Consider the following 22804-nt stretch of genomic DNA (forward strand, 5'->3'; position numbering starts at 1 on the left):
CGTGCCCCTGCCCTCACGAAGGCGGTCGGGGCGGCTCAGCGCGCCGCGCCGGCAGCTCGGCCGCTCTGCAGTTTCAGCTGCTCGAAGGCGTCCTCCACGAGGCTCACATGATGCAGCATGGCGGCATGGGCGCCGGCAGCGTCGCCGGCCAGCACGGCGCGCGCGACGACGCCGTGCTCGATGTGCGAACGCGCCAGCCGGCCGGAGGCGCGGAACTGCGCCTGCCGGAACGGCGCAAGGCGCCGGCGCAGGCCGATCGCCATTTCCGACAGCACCGGATTATGCGCGCCGGCATAGAGCATGGTGTGGAAGCTGGTATTGGCCGCGGTGTAGCCGGCGACGTCGCCGCGTGCCACCAACTCACCCATCGCCTCCTGCATCGCCTCGAGCCGGCGGCGCTCGATGGGGGTCATGCTCAGCGCGCAAAGCCGGGCGCAGGTCGCCTCCAGTTCGCCCATGGCGACGAACAGCGTCTCCAACTGCTCGGAGGTCACTTGCGTCACCACGGCGCCGCGGCGCGGGCGCAATTCGATCAGGCCGGTGGTTGCAAGTTGGCGCAAGGCCTCGCGCACCGGGGTCCGCGAGGTGCCGTAGCGTTCCGCAAGCATGAGCTCATCGAGCCGGCAGCCGGGCTCCAGTGTGCCGTCGAGAATGGCATCGGCCAGTTCCTCGGCCAGCTTCTCGGTTCTGGTCTGACGTTCGTCCGCCATGAGGCGCAGGCCCTATCCCGCTGCTGTCAGCGCGAAAATCACTCTCAATGTCTCGCATAAAACCGCGAATGCACACAGCCCAGAAATTGAGCGGCGGTGAATTCTATTTCAGCACGCAATATCTAGAAATTGCATGCACAATCATGACAGAGAATGCATAGCGGCCTTCGCGGCTTGTGCCGACCTGGCCGGATCTGGAGCTCTGGCATGAACCGTCGCGAATTCCTGAAGTCCGCGTCTGTCCTCTCCTGCGCCGCCTCCACCGGCGTCGCCGCCCCCGCGGTGTGGTCCTCGGCCAGTGCGCAATCGGCGCGCGCCGAGACGCTGCTGGTGGTGAGCGAAGGCGGGCCCAACAATCTCGACATCCATGGTGTCGGCACCAACCGGCCAGGCTATGAGGTGGCGTGGAACTGCTACGACCGGCTGATGAGCTACGGCTCGAAGACGCTGCCGGACGGCACCCGCTCCTATGACCGCGACAAGCTCACCCCCGAGCTTGCCGAGGAATGGACCGAGACCCCCGGCTCGGTGACCTTCAAGCTGCGCAAGGACGCCAAATTCCATGACGGCTCGCCGGTAACGGCGGAGGACGTGAAATGGTCGTTCGACCGCGCGGTGACGGTCGGCGGCTTCCCCACCTTCCAGATGAAGGCGGGTTCGCTGGAAAAGCCCGAGCAGTTCGTCGCGGTCGACGAGCGCACCTTCCGCGTCGATTTCCTGCGGCCGGACCGGCTGACCATGCCGGACCTCGCGGTGATCGTGCCCTGCGTGTTCAATTCGAAGCTGGTGAAATCCAAGGCCACCGCGCAGGACCCGTGGGGCCTTGAATACACCAAGCAGAACACCGCCGGCGGCGGCGCCTACAAGGTGTCGAAATGGACCTCGGGAACCGAGGTCGCCTATGAGCGCAACGAGGCCTGGACCAGTGGGCCGAAGCCGGCGCTGAAGCGCATCATCTGGCGCATGGTGCCCTCCGCCGGCAACCGGCGCGCCTTGGTGGAGCGCGGCGATGCCGACATCTCCTTCGACCTGCCGTCCAAGGATTTCGTCGAACTGAAGGCCGGCGGCAAGGTCGCGGTGGTGTCGAACCCGATCGGCAACGGCATCCAGTATATCGGCATGAACGTGAACAAGCCGCCCTTCGACAAGCTGGCGGTGCGCCAGGCGGTGGCCTACGCCCTGCCCTACCAGAAGATCATGGACGCGGTGATGTTCGGCCTCGCCAAGCCGATGTTCGGCGCCGGCTCCAACACCGTCACCGATCCGGTCTGGCCGCAGCCGCACGCCTACAACACCGACATCGCCAAGGCCAAGGCGCTGCTCACCGAGGGCGGCTATCCCGAGGGCTTCGAGACCACGCTGTCATTCGATCTCGGCGGCGGCGCGGTGAACGAGCCGCTGGCGACGCTGGTGCAGGAGAGCCTCGCGCAGATCGGCATCCGCACCACGCTCAACAAGATCCCAGGCGCCAATTGGCGCGGCGAATTGCTGAAGAAGGAGATGCCGCTGATCGTCAACTTCTTCTCGGGCTGGCTCGACTATCCCGAATACTTCTTCTTCTGGTGCTATCACGGCCAGAACGCGGTGTTCAACACCATGGGCTACAAGAGCCCGGCGATGGACACGCTGATCGACGGCGCCCGGGCTGCCGCCGCCAAGGCAGACTGGCCGACCTACACCATCGATGTGAAGGGCTTCGTCGACCTCGCCTTCGCCGAGGTGCCGCGCATCCCGCTGTTCCAGCCCTATCTCAACGTCGCCATGCAGAAGCAGGTGAGCGGCTATCAATACTGGTTCCACCGCCAGCTCGACTATCGCACCCTCGCCAAAGGCTGATCCACCAATTCGCCAGCACGAATGGAGGCCGCGTTGCTTGCACAGATCGCCAAACGCCTGATGACGGCGGTGCCGAGCATCATCGGTGTCATCATCGTCACCTTCCTGCTGACGCGGGTATTGCCCGGCGACACCGCGGCCTATTTCGCCGGGCCGGCGGCAACCCCGCAGGCCATTGCCGAAATCAAGACCAAGCTCGGCCTCGACCAGCCGTTGCCGGTGCAGTTCCTCGCCTATGTGAAGGATCTCGCCACCGGCAATCTCGGCACCTCGCTCACCACCGGCCAGCCGGTGTTCGACGATATCCGCGCCCGCCTGCCCGCCTCGGCCGAGCTGACGCTGCTCGGCCTGCTCATCTCGGTGCTGGTGGCGGTGCCGCTCGGCATCCTGGCGGCGGTGAAGGAAGGCTCCTGGATCGACCATCTATGCCGCGTGGTGGCGACCGCCGGCGTCTCGCTCCCGGTGTTCTTCACCGGGCTGCTTCTGGTCTACGTGTTCTACTTCAAGCTCGGCTGGGCGCCGGCGCCGCTCGGGCGGATCGACGTGTTCTTCACCGCGCCCGAACCGATCACCGGCTTCTATCTGGTCGACAGCCTGCTGGTCGGCGACATCGAGACCTTCCGCGCCGCCTGGTCGCAGATCTGGCTGCCGGCGGTGACGCTCGCCATCTTCTCGCTGGCGCCGATCGCGCGCATGACCCGCGCCTCGATGCTGGCGGTGCTGGCCTCGGACTTCGTGCGCACCGCGCGGGCCAGCGGCCTCAGCCCCACCAAGGTCGTGATGGGCTATGCCTTCCGCAATGCGCTCCTCCCGGTGGTGACCACGCTCGGCATGGTGTTCTCCTTCCTGCTCGGCGCCAATGTGCTGGTGGAGAAGGTGTTCGCCTGGCCGGGCATCGGCTCCTACGCCATCGAGGCGCTCATCACCTCGGACTATGCGCCGGTGCAGGGCTTCGTGCTCGCCATGGCCATCCTCTACGTCCTGCTCAATCTGGGGATCGACATCGTCTACGGCGTGATCGACCCGCGCGTGAGGATCGAGGCATGAGTGTCGCCACCGCGTCTCCCGCCGCCACCGACGACAGCATCCTCGCCCACCTGAAGCACATCGTCACCGAGAACCCGGTGACCGGGCTTGCCTTCGGCCTGTTCGCGCTGTTCCTGCTCGCCGCGGTGATCGGGCCATGGATCGTGCCGCACGATCCGCTGGCCAGCGACACCGCGGCGGCGTTGCAGGGGCCGTCAACGACGCACTGGTTCGGCACCGACCAGCTCGGCCGCGACATCTTCAGCCGCGTGGTGGTGGCGACCCGGCTCGACATGATCATCGCCATCGCCTCGGTGGCGCTGGTGTTCTTCGCCGGCGGCTTTGCCGGCATCGCCTCCGGCTATTTCGGCGGCTGGACCGACCGCATCGTCGGGCGCGTCTCCGACACCATCATGGCCTTCCCGCTGTTCGTGCTGGCCATGGGCATCGTCGCCGCGCTCGGCAACACGGTGACCAACATCGTCATCGCCACTGCCATCATCAATTTCCCGCTTTATGTCCGCGTCGCCCGGGCGGAGGCCAATATCCGCCGCGAGGCCGGCTTCGTGCAGGCGGCGCGGCTGTGCGGCAATTCGGAGATGCGCATCCTGCTGACGCAGATCGCGCCGAACATATTGCCGATCATGATGGTGCAGGTCTCGCTCACCATGGGCTACGCCATCCTCAATGCGGCGGGCCTGTCCTTCATCGGGCTCGGCGTGCGCCCGCCGACGCCGGAATGGGGGATCATGGTGGCGGAGGGCGCCTCCTTCATCGTCTCCGGCGAATGGTGGATCGCCTTCTTCCCCGGCGCGACGCTGATGCTCGCGGTGTTCTGCTTCAATTTGCTCGGCGACGGCCTGCGCGACCTCGTCGACCCGCAGCGCCGGACGTGAGAACAGGAATCAAAATGCACACCTCATCCAGAGCGTCGGCTCCCTCTCCCCGTCGGGAAGAGGGTTGGGGTGAGGGGTCTTCGCCGCTCCGCAATGATGCGCCCCCTCGCCGACCCGCTACGCGGGCCACCTCTCCCCAGCGGGGAGAGGGATTCCCCGGCCGTGCTCTGAGGTGCTCGCCATGAACGTCCACGCCCCGGTGAACTACGCACAGCCCCCTCTCCTCGAAGTCCACGACCTCACCGTCGAGTTCGCCACACGGCGCGGCACGGTGCGCGCGGTGGAGAAGGTGAATATCAGCCTCGCCAAGGGCGAGACGCTGGGCATTGTCGGCGAGTCCGGCTCGGGAAAATCCGTCACCTCCTACACGGTGATGCGCATCCTCGACCGCGCCGGGCGCATCGCGGACGGCACCATCCGCCTCGGCGGCGTCGATATCGGCACCGCTCCCGAGGCGACGGTGCGGGCGCTGCGCGGACGGGAGATGTCGATGATCTTCCAGAACCCGCGCGCCGCGCTCAACCCGATCCGCAAGGTGGGCAAGCAGATCGAGGACGTGCTGATCGAGCATGTGCAGGCGCAGCCGAGCGACGCCAGGGAGAAGGCCATCGAGGCGTTGAAGGCGGTGCGCATCGCCCGCCCCGAGGAGCGCTACCACGCCTACCCGTTCGAGCTTTCCGGCGGCATGTGCCAGCGCATCGTCATCGCTTTGGCACTGGCCTGCCGCCCGCAATTGCTGATCGCCGACGAGCCGACCACCGGGCTCGACGTGACGACGCAGAAGGCGGTGATGGACCTGGTGGTCGAGCTGACGCGCGAGCGCAACATGTCGACCATCCTCATCACCCACGATCTCGGCCTCGCCGCCGCCTATTGCGACAAGGTGATGGTGATGGAGAAGGGCAAGGTGGTGGAGACCGCCACCGCCGAGGCCATCTTCCGCGCGCCGGAGCATCCCTATACGCGCAAGCTGATGCGGGCGACGCCGCGCCGCGGCGCCACGCTGCGCGGGCTGCTGCCCGAGGATGCGCCGGCGGCCTTGCCCATCGTTGCAGTGCCGCCGAAGGGCGATGGCCCGCTGCTCAAGGTGGAGCGCCTGCTGAAGGAATATCCGCGCCAGGCCACCAGCACCGGGCTCGCCAAGGTGTTCGGCGTGCGCGGCGCGGTGGAGGACCCGTTCCGCGCGGTGGACGGCATCAGCTTCGAGGTCGGGCGCGGCGAGAGCCTCGGCCTCGTCGGCGAATCCGGCTGCGGCAAGTCCACCACATCGATGATGCTGATGCGCCTGATCGACCCGACCTCCGGCCGCATCGTGTTCGACGGCACCGACCTTTCCACCATCCCGGCCAAGCAGTTCGCCCGCTCGCAATGGCGGCGGCGCATCCAGATGGTGTTCCAGGATCCGACCGACAGCCTCAATCCCCGCTTCACCGCGGCCCGCTCGATCGCGGACCCGCTGCTGCGCATGGGCGAGACCGTCGGCGGGGCGGCCTTGCGGGGGCAGGTCGAGGAATTGGCGCAGCTGGTCGGCCTGCCCGTCCAGTTCCTCGACCGCTTCCCTCACCAGCTCTCGGGCGGCCAGAAGGCCCGCGTCGGCATTGCCCGCGCCATCGCGCTCAGGCCCGACCTCGTGGTGCTGGACGAGCCGACCGCGGCGCTCGATGTCTCGGTGCAGGCGGTGGTGCTGAACCTGCTGCAGGACCTGAAGCTGCGGCTCGGCATGAGCTACATCTTCGTCAGCCACGACCTCGAAGTGGTGCGCATGCTGTGCGACCGGGTCATCGTGATGCGCGCCGGCCGCATCGTCGAGGAAGGCGTGACCGAAGAGGTGATGGCGGCGCCGAAGGCGGACTATACGCGCGAGCTGCTGTCCTCGATCCCGCATCCGCCGATCTAGGCCGGGCGGCAGCCGTCAGGCGGAAGCAACCGCAGTTTACCGTCGTTTGCCGTTCAGGGCCTCGCGCTGGGCGAAGACGCGCGTGACCTCCGCCAGGTTTTCGGTGCCCCAGGAGCAGAGCGGCACGAGAGCCTCGGCGAGGCTGTGGCCCAACGGGGTCAGGCTATAGTCCACCCGTGGCGGGACCTCCTTGTAGTCGGTCCGCTTCACGAGACCGTCGGCCTCCAGCTCCTTGAGCTGCTGAATCAGCATCTTGTCGCTGACGTCGCGCACGGCTCGCCGCAGCTCGCCGTAGCGGGTCGGGCCGCCCTGGGCGAGGAAGTAGAGGATCAGTGGCTTCCACTTGCCGGCGATGACCCGCAGCGTCGCGTCGAGGCCGCAGGTGAAACCAGGCAGCGTCGGGGTGCATGCCTGGGCCGACGGCGAAGCCTGCGCCGGCGGTGAGATCTGGTCTGAACGATCTGATGACATTTCTCTGGCACTTACCAAAAGGTGCATACTTGTAGATAAGTGGGTAGGCCGCCAGCTCAGTGCAACCTCAATGAAGGAGCACATCATGAGCAGACTACAGGGCAAGACGGCAGTGGTGACGGGCGGCGGCAGCGGCATCGGGCTCGGGGCCGCCAAACGGTTCATCGACGAAGGCGCGTTCGTCTACATCTTCGGCCGGCGGCAGGAGGCGCTCGACGCCGCCGTGGCGAAGCTGGGTCCCTCGGCCCGGGCCGTGCAGGGCTCGGTGACCGACCTGGCCGACCTCGATCGGCTGTACCAGCAGGTAAAGGCCGAACGAGGCGGGCTCGACATCGTGTTCGCCAATGCCGGGACCGGGTCGTTCGCGCCGCTCGGCGAGATCACGCCCGAGCACTACGATCAGATCTTAGACGTCAACGTGAAAGGGCTGATCTTCACGGTGCAGAAGGCCCTGCCGCTGATGAAGGCGGGGTCGTCGATCATCCTTACCGGCTCGAGCACCGGGGTGATGGGGACGCCGCAGTTCAGCATCTACAGCGCGACCAAGGCGGCAATCCGCAATCTCGCGCGCAGCTGGGCGCTTGACCTGCGCGACACAGGTATCCGCGTCAATGTGCTGTCTCCGGGGCCGACCAAGACCGAGTTGGCGATTGAGGTCGTGGGCGAGGAAGGCCTGGCCGCGCTCGGGGCCACGACGCCGATCGGCCGCATGGGCGACCCGACAGAGACCGGGGCGGTGGCCGCATTCCTGGCGTCCTCGGACAGCAGCTTCATGACCGGCGGCGAGGTCTTCGTCGACGGAGGCCTGGCACAAGTCTGAGGCAACTAAACCTGAGGGCTTCGGGAAGTGGACCGAAGCCCTCAATGCGCTGCGGTGAACCGGCCTCAGCCCAGGCGGGCGGCGCGGGCGAGTCCGTGGGCTACCAGCCGGTCGATCACCTCGGGATAGCTGACGCCGCTGGCCGCCATTGCCTTGGAATACATGCTGATATTGGTGAAGCCGGGAATGGTGTTGAGCTCGTTGATGAGGATGCGCAGCTCCGAGGTCACGAAGAAATCCACCCGCGCCATGCCATCGCAGCCGACCGCGCGGAACGCCTTCGCCGCCATTGCGCGGACCGCGCTCTCGATCTCTTCCGGCAGTTCCGCCGGCACTTTCAGGGCGGCGCCATCCTCGTCGATATACTTGGCGTCGTAGGTGTAGAAGCCGTGGCTCTCCGCCGGCACGATCTCGCCGGGGCGGGAGACGAAGAGGCCGCCCTCGGGATCCTCCAGCACGCTGCACTCGATCTCGCGGCCGCGGATGAATTCCTCGGCCAGCAGCTTGCCATCGTGCCTGAAGCCCTCGGCAAGCGCCGCCGCGTAGTCCTGCTCGGTCGAGACCTTGCTGACGCCGACGGAGGAGCCCTGCCGGGCCGGCTTGATGAACAGCGGAAGCCCGAGCGTGCCTTGCAATTCGGCAAAGCTCGGCGCGGCGCCCGGGTGGATCGTGACGGAGCGCGCGGCCGGCAGGCCCGCCTCGTTCAGCAGGCGCTTGGCGATGTCCTTGTCGAGCGCGTTCGCCGAACCGAGGATGCCGCAGCCGACCAGCGGCACCCGCGCCACCTCGGCGAGCCCCTGCGCGGCGCCGTCCTCGCCGTGAAGCCCGTGCAGCACCGGGAACAGGATGCCGATCTCCGGCAGCTCATGGGGCATGCCATTGGTCGGGATCGCCAGCATGCGCCCCTGCCCGCCCGGCACCAGGCAGACTTCCGTGCCCACCGAAGGCTTCGCCAGCGCGCCGTCCTCGAAACTGCTCAGCAGCCATTGTCCGTCGCGGGTGACGAAGACCGGAACCGCGTCGTATCGGGCGGGATCCAGCGCGCGCATGACATTCGTGGCCGAGAGCACCGAAACGTCATGCTCGGCGGAGCGGCCGCCGAAGAGCACGGCGATGCGCAGCTTCGATGTCGTCGTCATGGGCGCTCCTTACCGATGGGATAGCTGGCACATACATCGATTTGCGCCTTAATCCTATCGGGCGAACTTCCGCGCGCCGGCGACGCACAGGATCACGGCGACGGTCACCGCAAGCATGAGCGAGGTCACCGGCTCGTGCAGCAGCGTGGCGGCCAGCGCCAGGCCGAAGAACGGCTGCAGCAGTTGCAACTGGCCGACGGCTGCGATGCCGCCCTGCGCGAGGCCGCGATACCAGAACACGAAGCCGATCAGCATGCTGAACAGCGAGACATAGCCGAGGCCGAGCCAGGCCGGCGCCTCGATGTTGGCGAAGGTCGGCGGCATGGTGAGGAACATCAACCCGATCATGACCGGCAGGCTCAGCACCAGCGCCCAGCAGATGACCTGCCAGCCGCCGAGCGTGCGGGAGAGCCGCGCGCCCTCGGCATAGCCGAGGCCGCAGACGATGATCGCCGCGAGCATCAGCGTGTCGCCAACGGGCGAGGCCGTCAGTCCCTGCGACAGGGCGAAGCCCGCCACCAGCGCGCTGCCGAGCAGCGAGAAGAACCAGAAGGCCGGCTTCGGCCGCTCGCCGCCGCGGATGACGCCGAAGATCGCCGTCGCCAGCGGCAGCAACCCGATGAAGACGATCGAATGTGCGGAGGTCACGTGCTGGAGCGCCAGCGCGGTGAGCAACGGGAAGCCGACCACGACGCCGAGCGAGACCACCACCAGCGAGGCGATGTCTCCGCGCGCGGGGCGCCGCTCCCGGAAGATGACGAGCAGGCACAGCGCCAGCGCGCCGGCAATCGCCGCGCGGGCGACCGTCAGGAACACCGGATCGAATTGCATGACGGCAACGCGCGTGGCCGGCAGCGAGCCGCTGAACACCACCACGCCGATGAAGCCATTGATCCAGCCGGTGGCCGTGCGGTCCATGTCGCGCTCCCTCACATGCAGCGTCCTATCCGCTGCATCGGCTGGCGCGGCCAGTGACAAATCGGTACAGTCAGGCCAAACTGTTATGGTTCAAGGTACAGTACAGATGAGCGAGCAAACCCTCGGCACCCGCGTCGAGATGGTCATGGCAACGATCCGCCAGCGGATTGCCGGGCGCAGCCTGACCGCCGGCGCCCGGCTGCCCTCGATCCGGGGCATGGCGGTGACGCTCAAGGTATCGGCCTCGACGGTGGTGGAAGCCTATGAACGGCTGGTCGCCGAGGGCGCCATCCACTCCCGGCCGGGCTCGGGATTCTATGTCGCCAGCCAGACGGCGCCGCTGTCGCTCGCGGAGGTCGGCCCGAAGCTCGACCGCGCCGTCGATCCGTTCTGGGTGTCGCGGCAATCGCTGGAAGCCGGAGATGGCGACCTGAAGCCGGGGTGCGGCTGGCTCCCGCCATCATGGCTGCCGGAGGACGGCATAAGGAAAGCGCTGCGCACGCTCTCGCGCGCCGACGGCCCGGCTCTGGCCGACTACAGCACCCCATTGGGCCTGCCGCCCTTGCGCCAGCTCATTGCCCGCCGCATGGCCGAGCGCGGCATCGAGGCCTCGCCGGACCAGATCATGCTGACCGATTCCGGCACGCAGGCGATGGATTTGCTGTGCCGGCTGCTGATCGAGCCTGGCGATGTCGTGCTGGTCGACGACCCCTGCTACTTCAATTTCCAGGCCCTGCTGCGCGCACACCGCGCCAGGATCGTCAGCGTGCCCCACACGCCCGTCGGTCCTGACATCGCGCAGTTCGGCAGCGCGCTGGCCGAACACCGGCCGCGGCTCTACATCACCAATTCCGCGATCCACAATCCGACCGGCGCGACCTTGTCGCCAGTGGTCGCGCACCGGGTACTGAAGCTCGCCGACCAGTTCGCGCTGACCATCATCGAGGACGACATCTTCGCCGATTTCGAGCACACCCCGGCGCCGCGCCTCGCGGCGTTCGACGGGCTCAATCGTGTCATCCACACCGGCAGCTTCTCCAAGACGCTGTCCGCCTCGGCGCGCTGCGGGTTCATTGCCGCGCGGCCGGAATGGATCGAGAGCCTGACCGACCTCAAGATCGCCACCTCGTTCGGCGGCGGGCGGCTCAATGCCGAGCTGGTGCTGGCCGTGCTGAGCGATGGCGGCTACCGCAAGCATCTGGAACAGCTGCGCAGCCGTCTGGCGCGCGCCATGTTCGATGTCGCCGCCAGGCTGAAAGCGCTGGGGATCGCGCCCTGGCTGGAGCCACAGGCCGGCATGCTGCTGTGGTGCCGGCTGCCGGACGGCATCGATGCCACGGATGTCGCGCGGACGGCGCTTGCCGACGGGGTGGTGCTGGCGCCGGGCAATGCGTTCAGCCTGTCGCAGTCCGCCGGGAACTATATGCGCTTCAACGTCTCGCAGACGCTCAGCGACCGCACGTTCCAGGTGCTGCGCGAGGCACTGCGCACCAGTGCCAGAGGCAGGTGACGGCGCAACGGCGCGATCGATCCTCGCGCCGGGTAAACCCGGCGGAAGATCGTCCGCTGACCCGAAATCCCATCCTGGATGGGCCTCAGTTCACGCCGCGGGTCGCCTCGTAGAGGAACCAGGAACGGCGCTCGGCCTCGTCGATCCAGACCTCGATCAGGCTGGTCGTGGCTACGTCGTTATATTCCTCGCAGACGCCGTGCACCTCGCGCAGGAACAAGATCAGCTGCCTGTTGTCCTCGCCAAGCTCGGCGAGCATGTCCTGCGGCGTCACGAAGTCCGCGTCATTGTCGGCGATGCGCTGCAGGCGCCGGATGTGGCCGATCGAGCGCAGCGTGTTGCCGCCGACCTTGCGCGCACGCTCGGCGATGGCGTCGGTGGCCGCGAAGATCTGGTCGCCCTGCTCGTCGAGCATCAGATGATAGTCACGGAAGTGCGGGCCCGACATGTGCCAGTGGAAGTTCTTGGTCTTCAGGTAGAGGGCGAACACGTCGGCCAGCAGGCCGGTGAGCGCCGCTGCGATGTCGCGGGTGGCGTCCGAGCCGAGATCGGTCGGGGTCTGAAGAGGGGCGGCCCGGCGGGCCTTGGCGGAAGTGTCCATAGTTCACGCTCCATCCTGTTCGCGTCGCTGCGTCGGGCCGGGCAGCCCGCCCGGCACATCCGGAGCAATCCGAACGGAAGATGCGTGCCGCCCCGGACGCCAGAGGAGGCTTAGGCGATCCGGCGTCGCGGCAGAATTGACCGCTGGTTTGGCGCACTCATACTTCGGTTTAACCCGTATCGGGAAAGCCGTGTCGTTGCGACATCCCCTTGCGACAGCGCCGCTTTTCCGGGCGCACGTGCGCGATGAGGCTTCACGCAGCGTGCGTATGGGAAAGACTTCCAGCCCGCGCCGCGCAAAACAGCTTCACAAGACTTGCAGCGCAGCTTTCCGAAGACGTCGACCCTCGCTGCCGGGGCCAACGCACGGGAAGAGCGCATCCAAAAAAGCAAACGAAACTTCCGGAGCCAGGATGTCATGTCCATCGTCGAGCCTGTCACCAGCAAGTTTGTTGCGCCGGCGACGCCCGGCGATCCGCCGTTTTCGCTGGCGGCCGGCGTCCGCCGGCTTGCCATCCCCGCGGTGGCGATCGCCCTCGTGATCGGCCTGGTCGTCGTCTCCGACCATCAATGGGGCGAATGGGTGAGTGCCGCCGCTATCCAGTCGACCGACGACGCCTATGTCGAGGCCGATGTCTCGACGCTCAGCGCGCGCGTCAGCGGCAATGTGCTGCGCGTGCTGGTCAATGACTTCCAGTCGGTGAAGGCCGGCCAGCTTCTCGTCCAGATCGACCCCGCCGACTACCAGGCCGCGGTCAATGCCGCGCAGGCGGCGGTGGCCGGCGCCCGCGCGGCGCTGGACAATCTCGCCAACCAGGAGGCGCTGCAGCGCGCCCTGCTGCAGCAGGCCAAGGCGCAGCATGACTCCGCGGTCGCCTCGCAGACCGTGACGCAGCAGGAGCGCGACCGCCAGCAGACGCTCCTGAATGGCGGCATCGCCGGCACCCAGCAGAAGGTCCAGCAGGCGAACGCGGCCTATTCCGAAGCGGTGGCGGGCGTGGCGGCCTCGCTCGCGGCGATCGAGGCGCAGCAGCGCCAGCTCGATGTGCTGGTCGGCCAGGAGGGCACGCTGCGCGCCAATCTCGATGCGGCGCAGGCCAACCTGACATCCGCCCAGCTCAAGCTCGGCTACACCTCGGTGGTCGCGCCGTTCGACGGCGAGGCGAGCACCCGCGCGGTGCAGCCCTCGGACTATGTGAATGTCGGCACCAACCTCATCTCCGTGGTGCCGGTGCCGAATGTCTATGTCATCGCCAATTTCAAGGAGACGCAGCTCACCCGCGTCGCCGCCGGCCAGCCGGTCGACCTGACGATCGACACCTTCCCGGGCCAGACGCTGCGCGGGCAGGTCGGGCGGCTGTCGCCGGCGAGCGGTGCGGTGTTCGCGCTGCTGCCGCCGGACAACGCCACGGGCAATTTCACCAAGGTGGTGCAGCGCATCCCGGTGCGCATCGAGATCGATCCCGGCCAGGCGCTGACGGACAAGTTGCGCGCCGGCATGTCCGTCGAGGCCAGCATCCATGTCGACGACGAGCACTGAATCGGCCGCGCAGCCTGCTGACGTGCCGCTCGTCCTGGGCGTTCCGCGCCCGGTCTTTGCGGCGGCGGCGGTGTTGCTGGGCTCGTTCCTGGTCGGCTTCGACACCCGCCTGTTCAGCGTCGGCCTGCCGGATCTGCGCGGCGCCTTCGGGCTCAGCTACGACCAGGGTGCGTGGCTGAACACCTTCGCCACCGCGCCGCAAATACTGATCGCGCCGGCGGTGGCCTGGCTGGCCGCGACCTTCGGCGTGCGCCGCGTGCTGTTCTGGCCGAGCCTCGTCTATGCCGCCATCTCGTTCGTGCTGCCGCAGGTGCGGGACTGGCACCTGCTGGTGGCGCTGCACATGGTGCGCGGGCTGCTGCTCGGCGTGTTCATCCCCGCCACCATCATGATCATCTTCCGCAACCTGCCGACCAGATGGTGGGTGCCGGCGCTGGCGATCTACGCCTTCCGCCTCGCCTTCTCGCTGAACACCGGACCGCTGCTGATCGGGCTCTACGACACCCATTTCGGCTGGCAGTGGATCTATTGGCAGGACATGATCCTGGCCCCGATCATCGGCGGCCTGGTGTGGCTCGGCAGCCCGCACGAGAAGACCGATATCGGCCTGCTGCAGCGCGCGGACTGGGGCGGCATGGCGCTGCTCGGCAGCGGCTGGGCGCTGATCTATGCCGGGCTGGACCAGGGCAACCGGCTGGACTGGTTCCAGTCCGGCCTCATCACCTGCCTGATAGGTGGCGGGGCGGCCCTTATCCTCGGCTTCTTCATCAACGAGATGCTGGTGCGCAATCCCTGGGCCAGCCACAAGGTCATCGCCACGCGGAACACCGCCATCGCCCTGTTGATCGTGCTGAGCTACACCGCGACGTCGCTGTCGAACTCGCAGCTCGTCACCGGATTCCTGACCACCGTCGTGGGGCTGCGGCCCGAGCAGATCGGCTGGACCATCTTCCTGACCAGCGGGCTCCCGCTGCTCGTCACCACACCGCTCGCGGTCCTGCTGGTGCTGCGCTTCGATGCGCGGGTGACGATCATGATCGGCTTCCTGGCCTTCGCCATCGCCGCCAGCATGGGCACCGGTCTCAGCGCCATCTGGGGCCCGTGGAGCTTCACGCCGATAACGCTGATCCAGTCGGTGGGGCAAGGCTTCCTGCTGCTCGCCGCCATCGTCTACATCCTCGCCAATTCCGATCCGAAGCAGGCCACGGCGACTGCCGCCTATATTCAGGTGATACGGCTGGGCGGCGCCGAGACCGCCACGACGGTCATGGCCACCTTCCTGCGCCACCGCGAGCAGTTGCACTCCTATCTGCTCGGCCTGCACGTGCCGGCGGGCGGCGCCCATACCGAAGGGGCGCTGGGCCTGTTCTCCCACGTATTCTCCGCCGACGGCGCCTCCCCGCAGGCGCTGTTGGCGCGGAGCGCGGCGAGCCTCGCCGGCCTCATCAGCCAGCAGGCGAATGTCCTCGCCTATATAGACGGCTTCCAGGTGACGTTCTGGGTGGCGCTGATCGGCCTGGTCCTGGTGGCGCTGCTGGGCCCGGCGCCTCCCGGCATATTGGTGCCGAAGCCGCGGCAGTGGCAGTGGCCGTTCCTGCGTCCGCGCGTGGCGCGAACGCAGGAATAGCGGCTGTTCGTTGCCCGGCTCCCGTCAAGCGAGGTAGCTGACGGCGCCGGTCTCCAGGTCATAGATGGCGGAGACGATCTTCAGCTTGCCCTCCCCGACGAGGCCGGTCAGGAGCGTGCTCGCCGTCATCAGCCGCGCCGCCGTCCGCTGCGCGCTCTGCTTGGCGGCGTTGTTGACGAAGTCGCCGGGCTCGTTCCGCACGGCGAGCGCCGCGGGCACGATCGGCTCGATCATCGGGCCGATCGCGCCGGGATAGGTGGCGTTCTTGGTGACGACGTCGCAGGCCGCCTTCACCGCGCCGCAGCTGGTGTGGGCAAGCACGACGATGAGCGGCGAGCCGAGCACCGCCGCCCCGTATTCGACGGTGCCGAGCGTCGCGGTGTCGACGAGGTTTCCGGCGTTTCTGGCGACGAACAGCTCGCCGACCCCGTGACCGCCGAATATCAACTCGGGCGGAACGCGGCTGTCGGCGCAGCTGATGATCGTCGCCCAGGGCGCCTGGTGCGCCGCCACCGCGTTTCGCTGCGCGGCAAGATCGTTCGAGCACAGCTCCGGGCGGCTGACAAAGCGTTCATTGCCGGATTTCAGCGCGGTGAGCGCCTCGCCAGGGGCAAGCACCCCTACCGGGCCATCGGCGGCGCGCGCCGCCCCGACCACCCCGCCGACGGCGAGCGCCGCGAGACCGGTGGCGCCTATTCTGAAGAAGTCCCTTCGACCTACGCCTTCACAGTTCCTGCACATCTTGACGTCCCCCCTGATCCCGCCCGGCGCAAGCGGGGCTTTGTGCAACCGCGCCGCTTCGAGAACTCACGACGACGTTCGGCGATCTTCGGTGATCGTATAGAGTTCGCCGTATAGGGGCACCTCACGGCCGCAATTGCAACGGTTCGCAGGTGCCCGCGATTTACTCCCGCCAGACCTGAAACAGATTGGTCCAACGTTCCGGAATGCCGAGGCTCATTTCCGACTTGCCCCCGCAGGCCGGCAGGCGAACGAGCATGGTTCGCCACTCCGGCATGCCGGGCCGCTCGGTCAGATTGAGCAGGTCGATATAGTCCCGGGTACGGTGAACTTCCTTGAATTCATAGCGAGCCGTTCCGCCTTCCGGCGGGTATTCGCGCCAGACACCCTGAGCATCCATTTTGAAGTAACTATGCGCGCTGTGATAGACATCTGCGTAGGAGATACAGTCCGGCAGATCGAGAACCTTGAGCGTTGCCGGAACGACATTGCTGATGCTGCCGATCAAGGAAGAGACGGCCGCCAGCGCGGCGGCAAGAGTTCCCACAAGGGCAATAATCGGATTCGACTTTATCCAGGAAGAAATGGCGTTCAACGTCTCCATGACGGCAAGGCCCCTTCCGCGCGCCATCCGGGTCCGGTCGAGTTCGCAGTTCGCTTAAATGCCCTGGGTGGCAGCCCACATCGACGCCAAACTACAGGGACCGTGGCGACACGCCAACCTATAGGCGTACCATCTTGGCAGCGGCCTGACCGTGCCGACGGGAATTCCGCCGGCACGGCACGCGGACCTCACGGACGCAATTGCAGCGTCTCGATCACCTGCTCGCCGAACTGCTCCATCCAGCCATGCTGCTGCGCCGGCTCCAGCGAGGCGTCGGCGACCACCAGCGTGCAGTAGCTCGCGATCAGCGCGTTGGCGACATCGGACAGGCGCGCCTTCGGGTTGGTGGTGGCGAGCGCACCGGCGAGCTGGGTCGCCTTGTCGCCGGAGACCGGCAGCGTCGGCTTGCCGAGCAGCGCGGAGGCCTTGCCGGCGAGCGCCACCGGCACCAGCTTGCCGTCGTCCGCCGGGCATTTGAGCGGGCCGGCGAGGCTGCCGGGCTCGCGCGTCACCAGCGATTTTCCGGCCGGGCTCGCCCAGATGGTGTCGACCGGCGGGAACGCCACCGCAGCGGCGCCGGGCGAGACATCGGCGACGGCTTCCAGCGAGAAGCGGCGCAGTTCGGCATGCTTCTGGTAGGTCTCGGCAGCGCTCGCCGCGACCACCGGGCAATAGGCGGTGACCAGCGCGTTCACCACATCGGCGGGGCTCGCCGAGGGGTCGGCGCCCTGATAGCTGCTGACCATAGCCGGCACGTCGCGATTGCCACCGGCCAGCATCGCCGAGATGGCAGCGACCGCCTTCGGATCGGGGGTCGCGACGCCCGGCGCGCCGCCGACTTCGCCGCAATCGAAGGACGAGGCGGCCTGCGTGCCATAGTCGGGAACCGGCACGGTCTCGCGCCAGGCGGCGACCATCTTGGCAGTGGCGTTCGCCGCCGCCTGGTTGCCCCAGCTGGTGCGCACATAATTGGCGAGGTCGGCAATGTCGCGATCGGACAGCCGTCCGGCGAAGGACGGCATGGCGCCGAACGTGCCGCCGGCCGGCAGGCCTTCGAGCGCGACGGTGATGATGTTGTAGGGCTCGTCGGCCGTCACTGCCGGATTGTTGGCCAGCGGCGGAATGGCATTGGCGACACCGGTGCCGTGGTCCTGGTGGCAGGCGGCGCAATTGTCGATGTAGAGCTTGGCCGCGCGCTTGTAGACCCCGGCCGGCAACGGCGAGAGCTTCTGCGGCGCCGGGGCGTCCGGCGGCGGCGGGCTGTCGAGCAGATAGGTCACCATCGCCGCGCGGTCGGCGTCGGTCAGAAAGGCCAGGCTGTCGTGGATGACTTCCGCCATCGGCCCGAACACCACGGTCTTCTGCGGTGCGGAGCCGGTCTTGAGGAACTGCACCAGCGTATCCTTGGTCCAGTTCTTCGCCAGCGCGGCGGAGGCGATGTCCGGGGCGTAGAAGCCGTCAATATCCGCGCCGGTGAACTGCGCCTTGCCCTTGATGCCGCCGAGGATGTTGCGCGGGCTGTGGCAATCCGAGCAATGGCCGAGCGCCTCGACCAGATAGGCGCCGCGGTTCCATTCCGCGCTCTTGCCCGGCGTCGGCTTGAAGCTGGCCGGTGCGAAGAACAATTCGCGCCATGCCAGCATGCCGAGGCGGATATTGAACGGGAAGGACAGGCCGTTCTCGGTATTCTCGACGGCCGCCGGCGGGATGCGGCGGACATAGGCCCACAGCGCCTTCAGGTCAGCTTCCTCGATGCCGGTATAGGCATCGAACGGCATGGCCGGATAGAGGAAGGCACCGTCGGCGCGGATGCCGTCATGCAGCGCGCGCTTGAACTGGTCATAGGTCCAGCGGCCAATGCCGGTGGTGGGATCGGAAGTGATGTTCACCGAATAGATCGCGCCGAACGGCGTGTTCAGCGCGAGGCCGCCGGCATAGGGCTTGGACTTGTCCGAGGTGTGGCACGGCATGCAGTCCGCGGCCCGGGCGAGATACTCGCCGCGCGTCACCAGCGCTGAATCATCAGCCGGCGCACTACTCGGCGCCTGCGCGCAGGCGAGCGAAGTGCCGAAGAGCCAGGCGGCGGCGACAAGCGCGCCCCTAATGTTCGAGTTCGGCACGTCAATCATTCCGCTCCCCCATCCCGCACGGACGCAGCGGCATCACTTTAGACCGATCCCAGTGTCATGTGCCACGGGTTCGGGAGGCGTTGGTTAGCGGTGCGCACGAATGCCGGAGCTTCCGGGCATCCGGTTTGCGCCGCGTTGGCGATGCGCGTAAATTGACGGCTGCTGGTCACCCAGCGGTGGTAGTGATGCCTGAAGAGTTTTCTGCGCATCCGCATCCTCATCGCAGGCTTGCGGCTATCCTTGCGGCCGACCTCGCCGGGTTCAGCCAGATGATGGGCCGCGACGAGGAAGGGACGGTTCGTCGGCTGAAACAGGTTCGCCGCGAGATCGTCGATCCCACGCTTGACGAGCATTACGGCAAGATCATCAAGAACACCGGCGACGGCTTCCTCGCCATGTTCGACAGCCCGCTCGAAGCCGTGCGCTGCGCGATCGTCATCCAGCAGTCCCTGTCGGCACGGAACACCGGCCTGCCGCGCGATTACTGGCTGCAATACCGGATCGGGGTGAATCTCGGCGACGTCATCGTCGAGACGGACGATGTGTTCGGCGACGGCGTCAACATCGCCGCCCGCCTGGAATCCCTGGCGACGCCAGGCGGCGTCTATATTTCGGGGGGCGTCTATGAGCAGGTCAAGAACAAGCTGGTCTGCGGATATCAGTCGCTCGGCGACGAGAAGCTGAAGAACATCACCGATCCCGTCCGCATCTATCGGGTGCTTCCGGACCCTGCATCGGTCACCGCCACGACGAGAAAACTGCGGCCGTTCATGATCCCTGCCGGGATCGCGGCCGCTCTTGCGCTGGCTGCCGGTCTCTACGCCACCGGCTACGTGCCGGTCGGCGGAGGATCGATGCTGGCGTCGGTCGACCAACTCCCGCGCCGGGTGATCGTCCCGCCCATCACCGTGACCAGCGAGCCGGCACGCGCGCCGCCGGCTGCGCCACCAGCGGGCAACACTGTGGAGGCAGCCAAGCCTTCGGACGCGGCCAAGCCTCCGGACGCAGTCAGGTCTTTGGAGGCAGCCAAGCCTCCGGACGCGGCGACGCCTTCCGCGCCGCCCGCGAATCCCGCAGCCGGCGCCGCGGCTCCAGATCAGCAGGTCGCGATCCTGGCCCCGAACCTTCCCGTCGCGCGGATGATCCAGACCGCATCCGGCTTCCGCGACTGCGAGAACTGCCCCGAGATGATCCGCATACAAGGCGGGTCTTTCCGGATGGGCAGTGACGAGGACACCTCGGAACAACCGGTCCATACCGTGACCGTCGCGCCATTCGCCATCGGGCTGTCGCCGATCTCCGTCGCCGAGTGGAACCGATGCGCGGCGGCAAAGGGCTGCAGCTTCAGGCTCGACGGCAGCGACACCGCGCCGGCCCGCAATCTGAGCTGGCTCGATGCGAAGCAATATGTCGACTGGCTCGCGCAACTGACCGGCAAACCCTACCGTTTGCCGAGCGAAGCGGAGTGGGAATACGCCGCCCGGGCGGGAACCTCGACCCGCTTCTGGTGGGGGCCGGCGGTCGAGCCCGGCAAGGCCAATTGCAAGGATTGCGGCGTGTCCCAGGATCCGAAGGCGCCGATGCCGGTCGCCAGTTTCGCACGCAATGCCTTCGGCGGCGCCGATTTCGGCGGCGGGGTCGCGCAGTGGGTGGCCGATTGCTGGCTGCCCAACTACCGGGATGCGCCAGCGGATGGCTCGCCGCGAACGGTCGAGAATTGCCGCGAGAACGTCCTGAGAGGCGGTTCCTGGCGAAGCAACGCGGCCTCGGTGAGGCCGGCGAGCCGGACCCATTACGATACCGGTGTACGTTACCCAGCACACGGAATGAGGATAGCGCGTTCGCTCTGACAGGAGGGCTCAATGGGCCGATCAGCGAGCAGCATCGTACTTGTCTGTGCCGTAATGAGCCTGTTTCCGCCCGGTGCCCTGGCGCAGACCGCGCCGGAACAGCCACCTCCAAAGCCAGCGACGCCGCAACGCGCGCCGGCTCCCGATGCCCGCCTCTACATCATCTATCCCTGGGACGGCGCGCAGGTCCGCGGCGAATTCTGGGTGCGGTTCGGCCTGCGCAACATGGGTGTGACGCAGGCCGGCAGCGCCGCTCCGAATGCCGGACATCATCACCTGCTGGTCGATGTCACCGAGCCGATCGATCCGGAAGATCCGCTGCCCACCGACAACCAGCATCTTCACTTCGGTGCCGGCCAGACCGAGACGAAGCTCGAGCTGCCGCCGGGAAAACACACCCTCCAGCTGGTGCTCGGCGACCAGGAGCACAGGCCGTTCACGCCGATGCTGATCTCCAAGAAGATCACCATAAATGTGTTGCCGTCGGCACCGGCGAAGACATCGAAGAAAGGCAGCGGGAAGGGCTCCTAGGGCAATAGCGTCACGCCAGCGTGCGTTCGTGATAGCCGCGCGTCGAACCGGAAAGCAGATCGCGTGCCCATCGGCCAATGTGGCGTATCACGGTGCCTCAATCGGGGCGCCGCCAGATATCGAGGTTCGATATGAGCGAGAGCCGCCCTCCCTTTCCACCCTTCACCCGCGAAACCGCCAAGCAGAAGGTCCGAGGCGCCGAAGACGGCTGGAATTCCTGCGACCCCGAGCGGGTATCGCTGGCCTATACCCCGGACAGCTACTGGCGGAACCGGTCGGAGTTCATCAATGGCCGCGCCGAGATCGTCGCCTTCCTCGCGCGGAAATGGGTGAAGGAACTCGACTACCGCCTGATCAAGGAACTCTGGGCGTTCACCGACAACCGGATCGCCGTCCGCTTTGCCTATGAATGGCATGACGATTCCGGAAACTGGTTCCGCTCCTACGGCAATGAGAACTGGGAATTTGCCGACAATGGCCTGATGCAGCGGCGCTTCGCCTGCATCAACGACCTGCCGATCAAGGAGAGCGAGCGCAAGTACCATTGGGACCGCTCGGGCCCCCGCCCCGCCGACCATCCGGGGCTTTCGGAACTGGGTCTCTGATCCCGGGGTTCCTGTCGAGACGGGGCCGATTCCTGCCTCGATGAACATCACCCTCCATTGGCCCTCTCGTCACCCGCCTTCCGTTTCGTCCGGGACCATCAACCCGGCAGCAACGCACTGAAATCGCTGTTCCGCACTCGGCGGGATGGCGCCCAACCACCACAGCACAAGGAGCAATAAAATGGCCTACGTCACCACCAAGGACGGCGTCGAAATCTTCTACAAGGACTGGGGTCCGAAGAACGCGCAGCCGATCGTCTTCCATCATGGCTGGCCGCTCTCGTCCGATGACTGGGACGCCCAGATGATGTTCTTCCTGGAGAAGGGCTACCGCGTCGTCGCCCATGACCGGCGCGGCCATGGCCGCTCCGCCCAGGTATGGGAAGGCCACGACATGGACCATTACGCGGCCGACGCGTCCGCCGTGTACGAGCACCTCGACCTGAAGAACGCCGTCCATATCGGCCATTCGACGGGCGGCGGCGAAGTCGCCCGCTATGTCGCCAAGTTCGGCCAGCCGCAGGGCCGCGTCGCCAAGGCGGTGCTGGTCAGTTCGGTTCCCCCGATCATGGTCAAGTCCGAGAAGAATCCCGGCGGCACGCCGATCGCGGTGTTCGACGAGTTCCGCAGCGCGCTCGCCGCCAACCGTGCGCAGTTCTATCTCGACGTCGCCTCCGGCCCGTTCTACGGCTTCAACCGTGCGGGCGCGAAAGCCATACCGGGCGTGATCCAGAATTGGTGGCGCCAGGGCATGATCGGCGGCGCCAAGGCGCACTATGACGGCATCAAGGCCTTCTCCGAGACCGACCAGACCGAAGACCTCAAGGCCATCACCGTACCCGTTCTCGTGCTGCATGGCGACGACGACCAGGTGGTGCCGATAGACGATGCCGGCCGCCTCAGCGTCAAGCTGGTGAAGAACGGCACGCTCCGGGTCTATCCGGGCTATCCGCACGGCATGCTGACCATCCATGCCGACGTCCTCAATCCCGACCTGCTCGCCTTCGTCAAGGATTGAGCCACAAGGCTATATGGCTGGCCCTCCCGTCGATCGCTGCTCGATCGACGGGAGGGCTACGGGTTGCAGTCCCGAGGCCGATCCCGCCGAGTAGCCTATGCCCAGGGGAACGCCTATCATCAGCGGCCATTCCATCACGTCATGAGAGCCTGACTCGAACTTCGACTTATCCGTTGAAAGAGCTACCTTTCCACCCTCATCCCCGGGCTTGACCCGGGGATCCAGACTTCGGCCGGGTGCATGCGGATGGGCTGGATCCCCGGATCAAGTCCGGGGATGAGGGCCAGTTGGAGTTTTTGGTCAGGCCCTGAAGTGCGCTAGGAACAGGCCGGCGGC

The 22804-nt window shown here is 66.9% G+C and carries 20 protein-coding genes; 12 read left to right on the forward strand and 8 right to left on the reverse strand.

Annotated elements, in window-relative coordinates; translation table 11 throughout:
• Window positions 1-35: 35 nt before the first annotated feature.
• The gene (locus G3545_RS07930) at window positions 36-710 is read right to left on the reverse strand and encodes a GntR family transcriptional regulator (RefSeq protein ID WP_170011444.1); all 675 of its coding nucleotides are present in this window, start codon (window positions 708-710) and stop codon (window positions 36-38) included.
• A 207-nt stretch (window positions 711-917) separates the two neighbouring features.
• Here G3545_RS07930 and G3545_RS07935 point away from each other — a divergent pair, with 207 nt between their 5' ends.
• From G3545_RS07935 to G3545_RS07950, 4 genes are all read left to right on the forward strand, one after another.
• Window positions 918-2546, forward strand: a complete 1629-nt coding sequence (locus G3545_RS07935; protein WP_170011446.1) for an ABC transporter substrate-binding protein — start codon at window positions 918-920, stop codon at window positions 2544-2546.
• A 33-nt stretch (window positions 2547-2579) separates the two neighbouring features.
• Complete coding sequence (locus G3545_RS07940; RefSeq protein ID WP_170011448.1) at window positions 2580-3593, forward strand: ABC transporter permease; 1014 nt, start codon at window positions 2580-2582, stop codon at window positions 3591-3593.
• A complete protein-coding gene (locus G3545_RS07945) occupies window positions 3590-4468 on the forward strand; it encodes an ABC transporter permease (RefSeq protein ID WP_170011450.1) in 879 nt (292 codons plus the stop codon). Before G3545_RS07940 ends, G3545_RS07945 begins: the two co-directional genes overlap by 4 nt.
• A 181-nt stretch (window positions 4469-4649) precedes the next feature.
• Window positions 4650-6365, forward strand: coding sequence for an ABC transporter ATP-binding protein (locus G3545_RS07950; RefSeq protein ID WP_170011452.1), 1716 nt, complete (start codon window positions 4650-4652; stop codon window positions 6363-6365).
• 36 nt (window positions 6366-6401) lie between these two features.
• Here the strand turns inward: G3545_RS07950 and G3545_RS07955 are convergent, their stop codons facing one another.
• Window positions 6402-6761 carry a helix-turn-helix domain-containing protein gene (locus tag G3545_RS07955; RefSeq protein ID WP_170017960.1) on the reverse strand — a complete coding sequence of 120 codons (360 nt, stop codon included), beginning with the start codon at window positions 6759-6761 and terminating at the stop codon, window positions 6402-6404.
• A gap of 160 nt (window positions 6762-6921) precedes the next feature.
• Here G3545_RS07955 and G3545_RS07960 point away from each other — a divergent pair, with 160 nt between their 5' ends.
• A complete protein-coding gene (locus tag G3545_RS07960) occupies window positions 6922-7656 on the forward strand; it encodes an SDR family oxidoreductase (RefSeq protein WP_170011454.1) in 735 nt (244 codons plus the stop codon).
• A gap of 65 nt (window positions 7657-7721) precedes the next feature.
• Here the strand turns inward: G3545_RS07960 and G3545_RS07965 are convergent, their stop codons facing one another.
• Together G3545_RS07965 and G3545_RS07970 are read right to left on the reverse strand one after the other, a co-directional pair.
• A complete protein-coding gene (locus tag G3545_RS07965) occupies window positions 7722-8795 on the reverse strand; it encodes a D-alanine--D-alanine ligase family protein (RefSeq protein ID WP_170011455.1) in 1074 nt (357 codons plus the stop codon).
• A gap of 54 nt (window positions 8796-8849) precedes the next feature.
• Window positions 8850-9713, reverse strand: coding sequence for a DMT family transporter (locus G3545_RS07970; RefSeq protein WP_170011456.1), 864 nt, complete (start codon window positions 9711-9713; stop codon window positions 8850-8852).
• Window positions 9714-9798: 85 nt separating this feature from the next.
• Here G3545_RS07970 and G3545_RS07975 point away from each other — a divergent pair, with 85 nt between their 5' ends.
• Complete coding sequence (locus G3545_RS07975) at window positions 9799-11223, forward strand: PLP-dependent aminotransferase family protein (protein ID WP_170011457.1); 1425 nt, start codon at window positions 9799-9801, stop codon at window positions 11221-11223.
• Between the two features lie 85 nt (window positions 11224-11308).
• On the opposite strand, the gene G3545_RS07980 is transcribed toward G3545_RS07975, so the two are convergent.
• On the reverse strand, window positions 11309-11824 hold the full coding sequence (locus G3545_RS07980; protein ID WP_170011458.1) for a DNA starvation/stationary phase protection protein: 516 nt from the start codon (window positions 11822-11824) through the stop codon (window positions 11309-11311).
• Window positions 11825-12241: 417 nt separating this feature from the next.
• On the opposite strand from G3545_RS07980, the gene G3545_RS07985 reads away from it, so the two are divergent.
• Both G3545_RS07985 and G3545_RS07990 read left to right on the forward strand, forming a co-directional pair.
• Complete coding sequence (locus G3545_RS07985) at window positions 12242-13363, forward strand: HlyD family secretion protein (protein WP_170011459.1); 1122 nt, start codon at window positions 12242-12244, stop codon at window positions 13361-13363.
• Window positions 13344-14990, forward strand: a complete 1647-nt coding sequence (locus G3545_RS07990) for an MFS transporter (protein ID WP_170011460.1) — start codon at window positions 13344-13346, stop codon at window positions 14988-14990. The genes G3545_RS07985 and G3545_RS07990 overlap by 20 nt, the downstream gene beginning before the upstream one ends.
• Window positions 14991-15014: 24 nt before the next feature.
• Here G3545_RS07990 and G3545_RS07995 read toward each other — a convergent pair whose 3' ends face one another.
• The 3 genes from G3545_RS07995 to G3545_RS08005 all read right to left on the reverse strand — a co-directional run bounded on the left by G3545_RS07995 (window position 15015) and on the right by G3545_RS08005 (window position 18464).
• A complete protein-coding gene (locus G3545_RS07995; RefSeq protein WP_170011461.1) occupies window positions 15015-15731 on the reverse strand; it encodes a carbonic anhydrase in 717 nt (238 codons plus the stop codon).
• A 163-nt stretch (window positions 15732-15894) separates the two neighbouring features.
• Window positions 15895-16335: a hypothetical protein gene (locus tag G3545_RS08000; protein ID WP_170011462.1), complete on the reverse strand. Its 441-nt coding sequence runs from the start codon at window positions 16333-16335 to the stop codon at window positions 15895-15897.
• 188 nt (window positions 16336-16523) lie between these two features.
• Window positions 16524-18464 carry a cytochrome c gene (locus G3545_RS08005; protein ID WP_170011463.1) on the reverse strand — a complete coding sequence of 647 codons (1941 nt, stop codon included), beginning with the start codon at window positions 18462-18464 and terminating at the stop codon, window positions 16524-16526.
• 185 nt (window positions 18465-18649) lie between these two features.
• Between G3545_RS08005 and G3545_RS08010 the strand changes: the two genes are divergently transcribed.
• The 4 genes from G3545_RS08010 (at window position 18650) to G3545_RS08025 (ending at window position 22468) form a co-directional block, all read left to right on the forward strand.
• On the forward strand, window positions 18650-20314 hold the full coding sequence (locus G3545_RS08010) for an SUMF1/EgtB/PvdO family nonheme iron enzyme (protein ID WP_170011464.1): 1665 nt from the start codon (window positions 18650-18652) through the stop codon (window positions 20312-20314).
• 12 nt (window positions 20315-20326) lie between these two features.
• The gene (locus G3545_RS08015; protein ID WP_206151399.1) at window positions 20327-20845 is read left to right on the forward strand and encodes a DUF4399 domain-containing protein; all 519 of its coding nucleotides are present in this window, start codon (window positions 20327-20329) and stop codon (window positions 20843-20845) included.
• Window positions 20846-20976: 131 nt separating this feature from the next.
• The gene (locus G3545_RS08020; protein WP_170011466.1) at window positions 20977-21450 is read left to right on the forward strand and encodes a nuclear transport factor 2 family protein; all 474 of its coding nucleotides are present in this window, start codon (window positions 20977-20979) and stop codon (window positions 21448-21450) included.
• Between the two features lie 181 nt (window positions 21451-21631).
• Entirely contained in the window at window positions 21632-22468 is an 837-nt protein-coding gene (locus tag G3545_RS08025; RefSeq protein WP_170011468.1) for an alpha/beta hydrolase, read from the forward strand.
• Window positions 22469-22804 lie beyond the last annotated feature (336 nt).

The organism is Starkeya sp. ORNL1, assembly GCF_012971745.1.
In the GTDB taxonomy this organism is placed as follows: Bacteria; Pseudomonadota; Alphaproteobacteria; order Rhizobiales; family Xanthobacteraceae; genus Ancylobacter.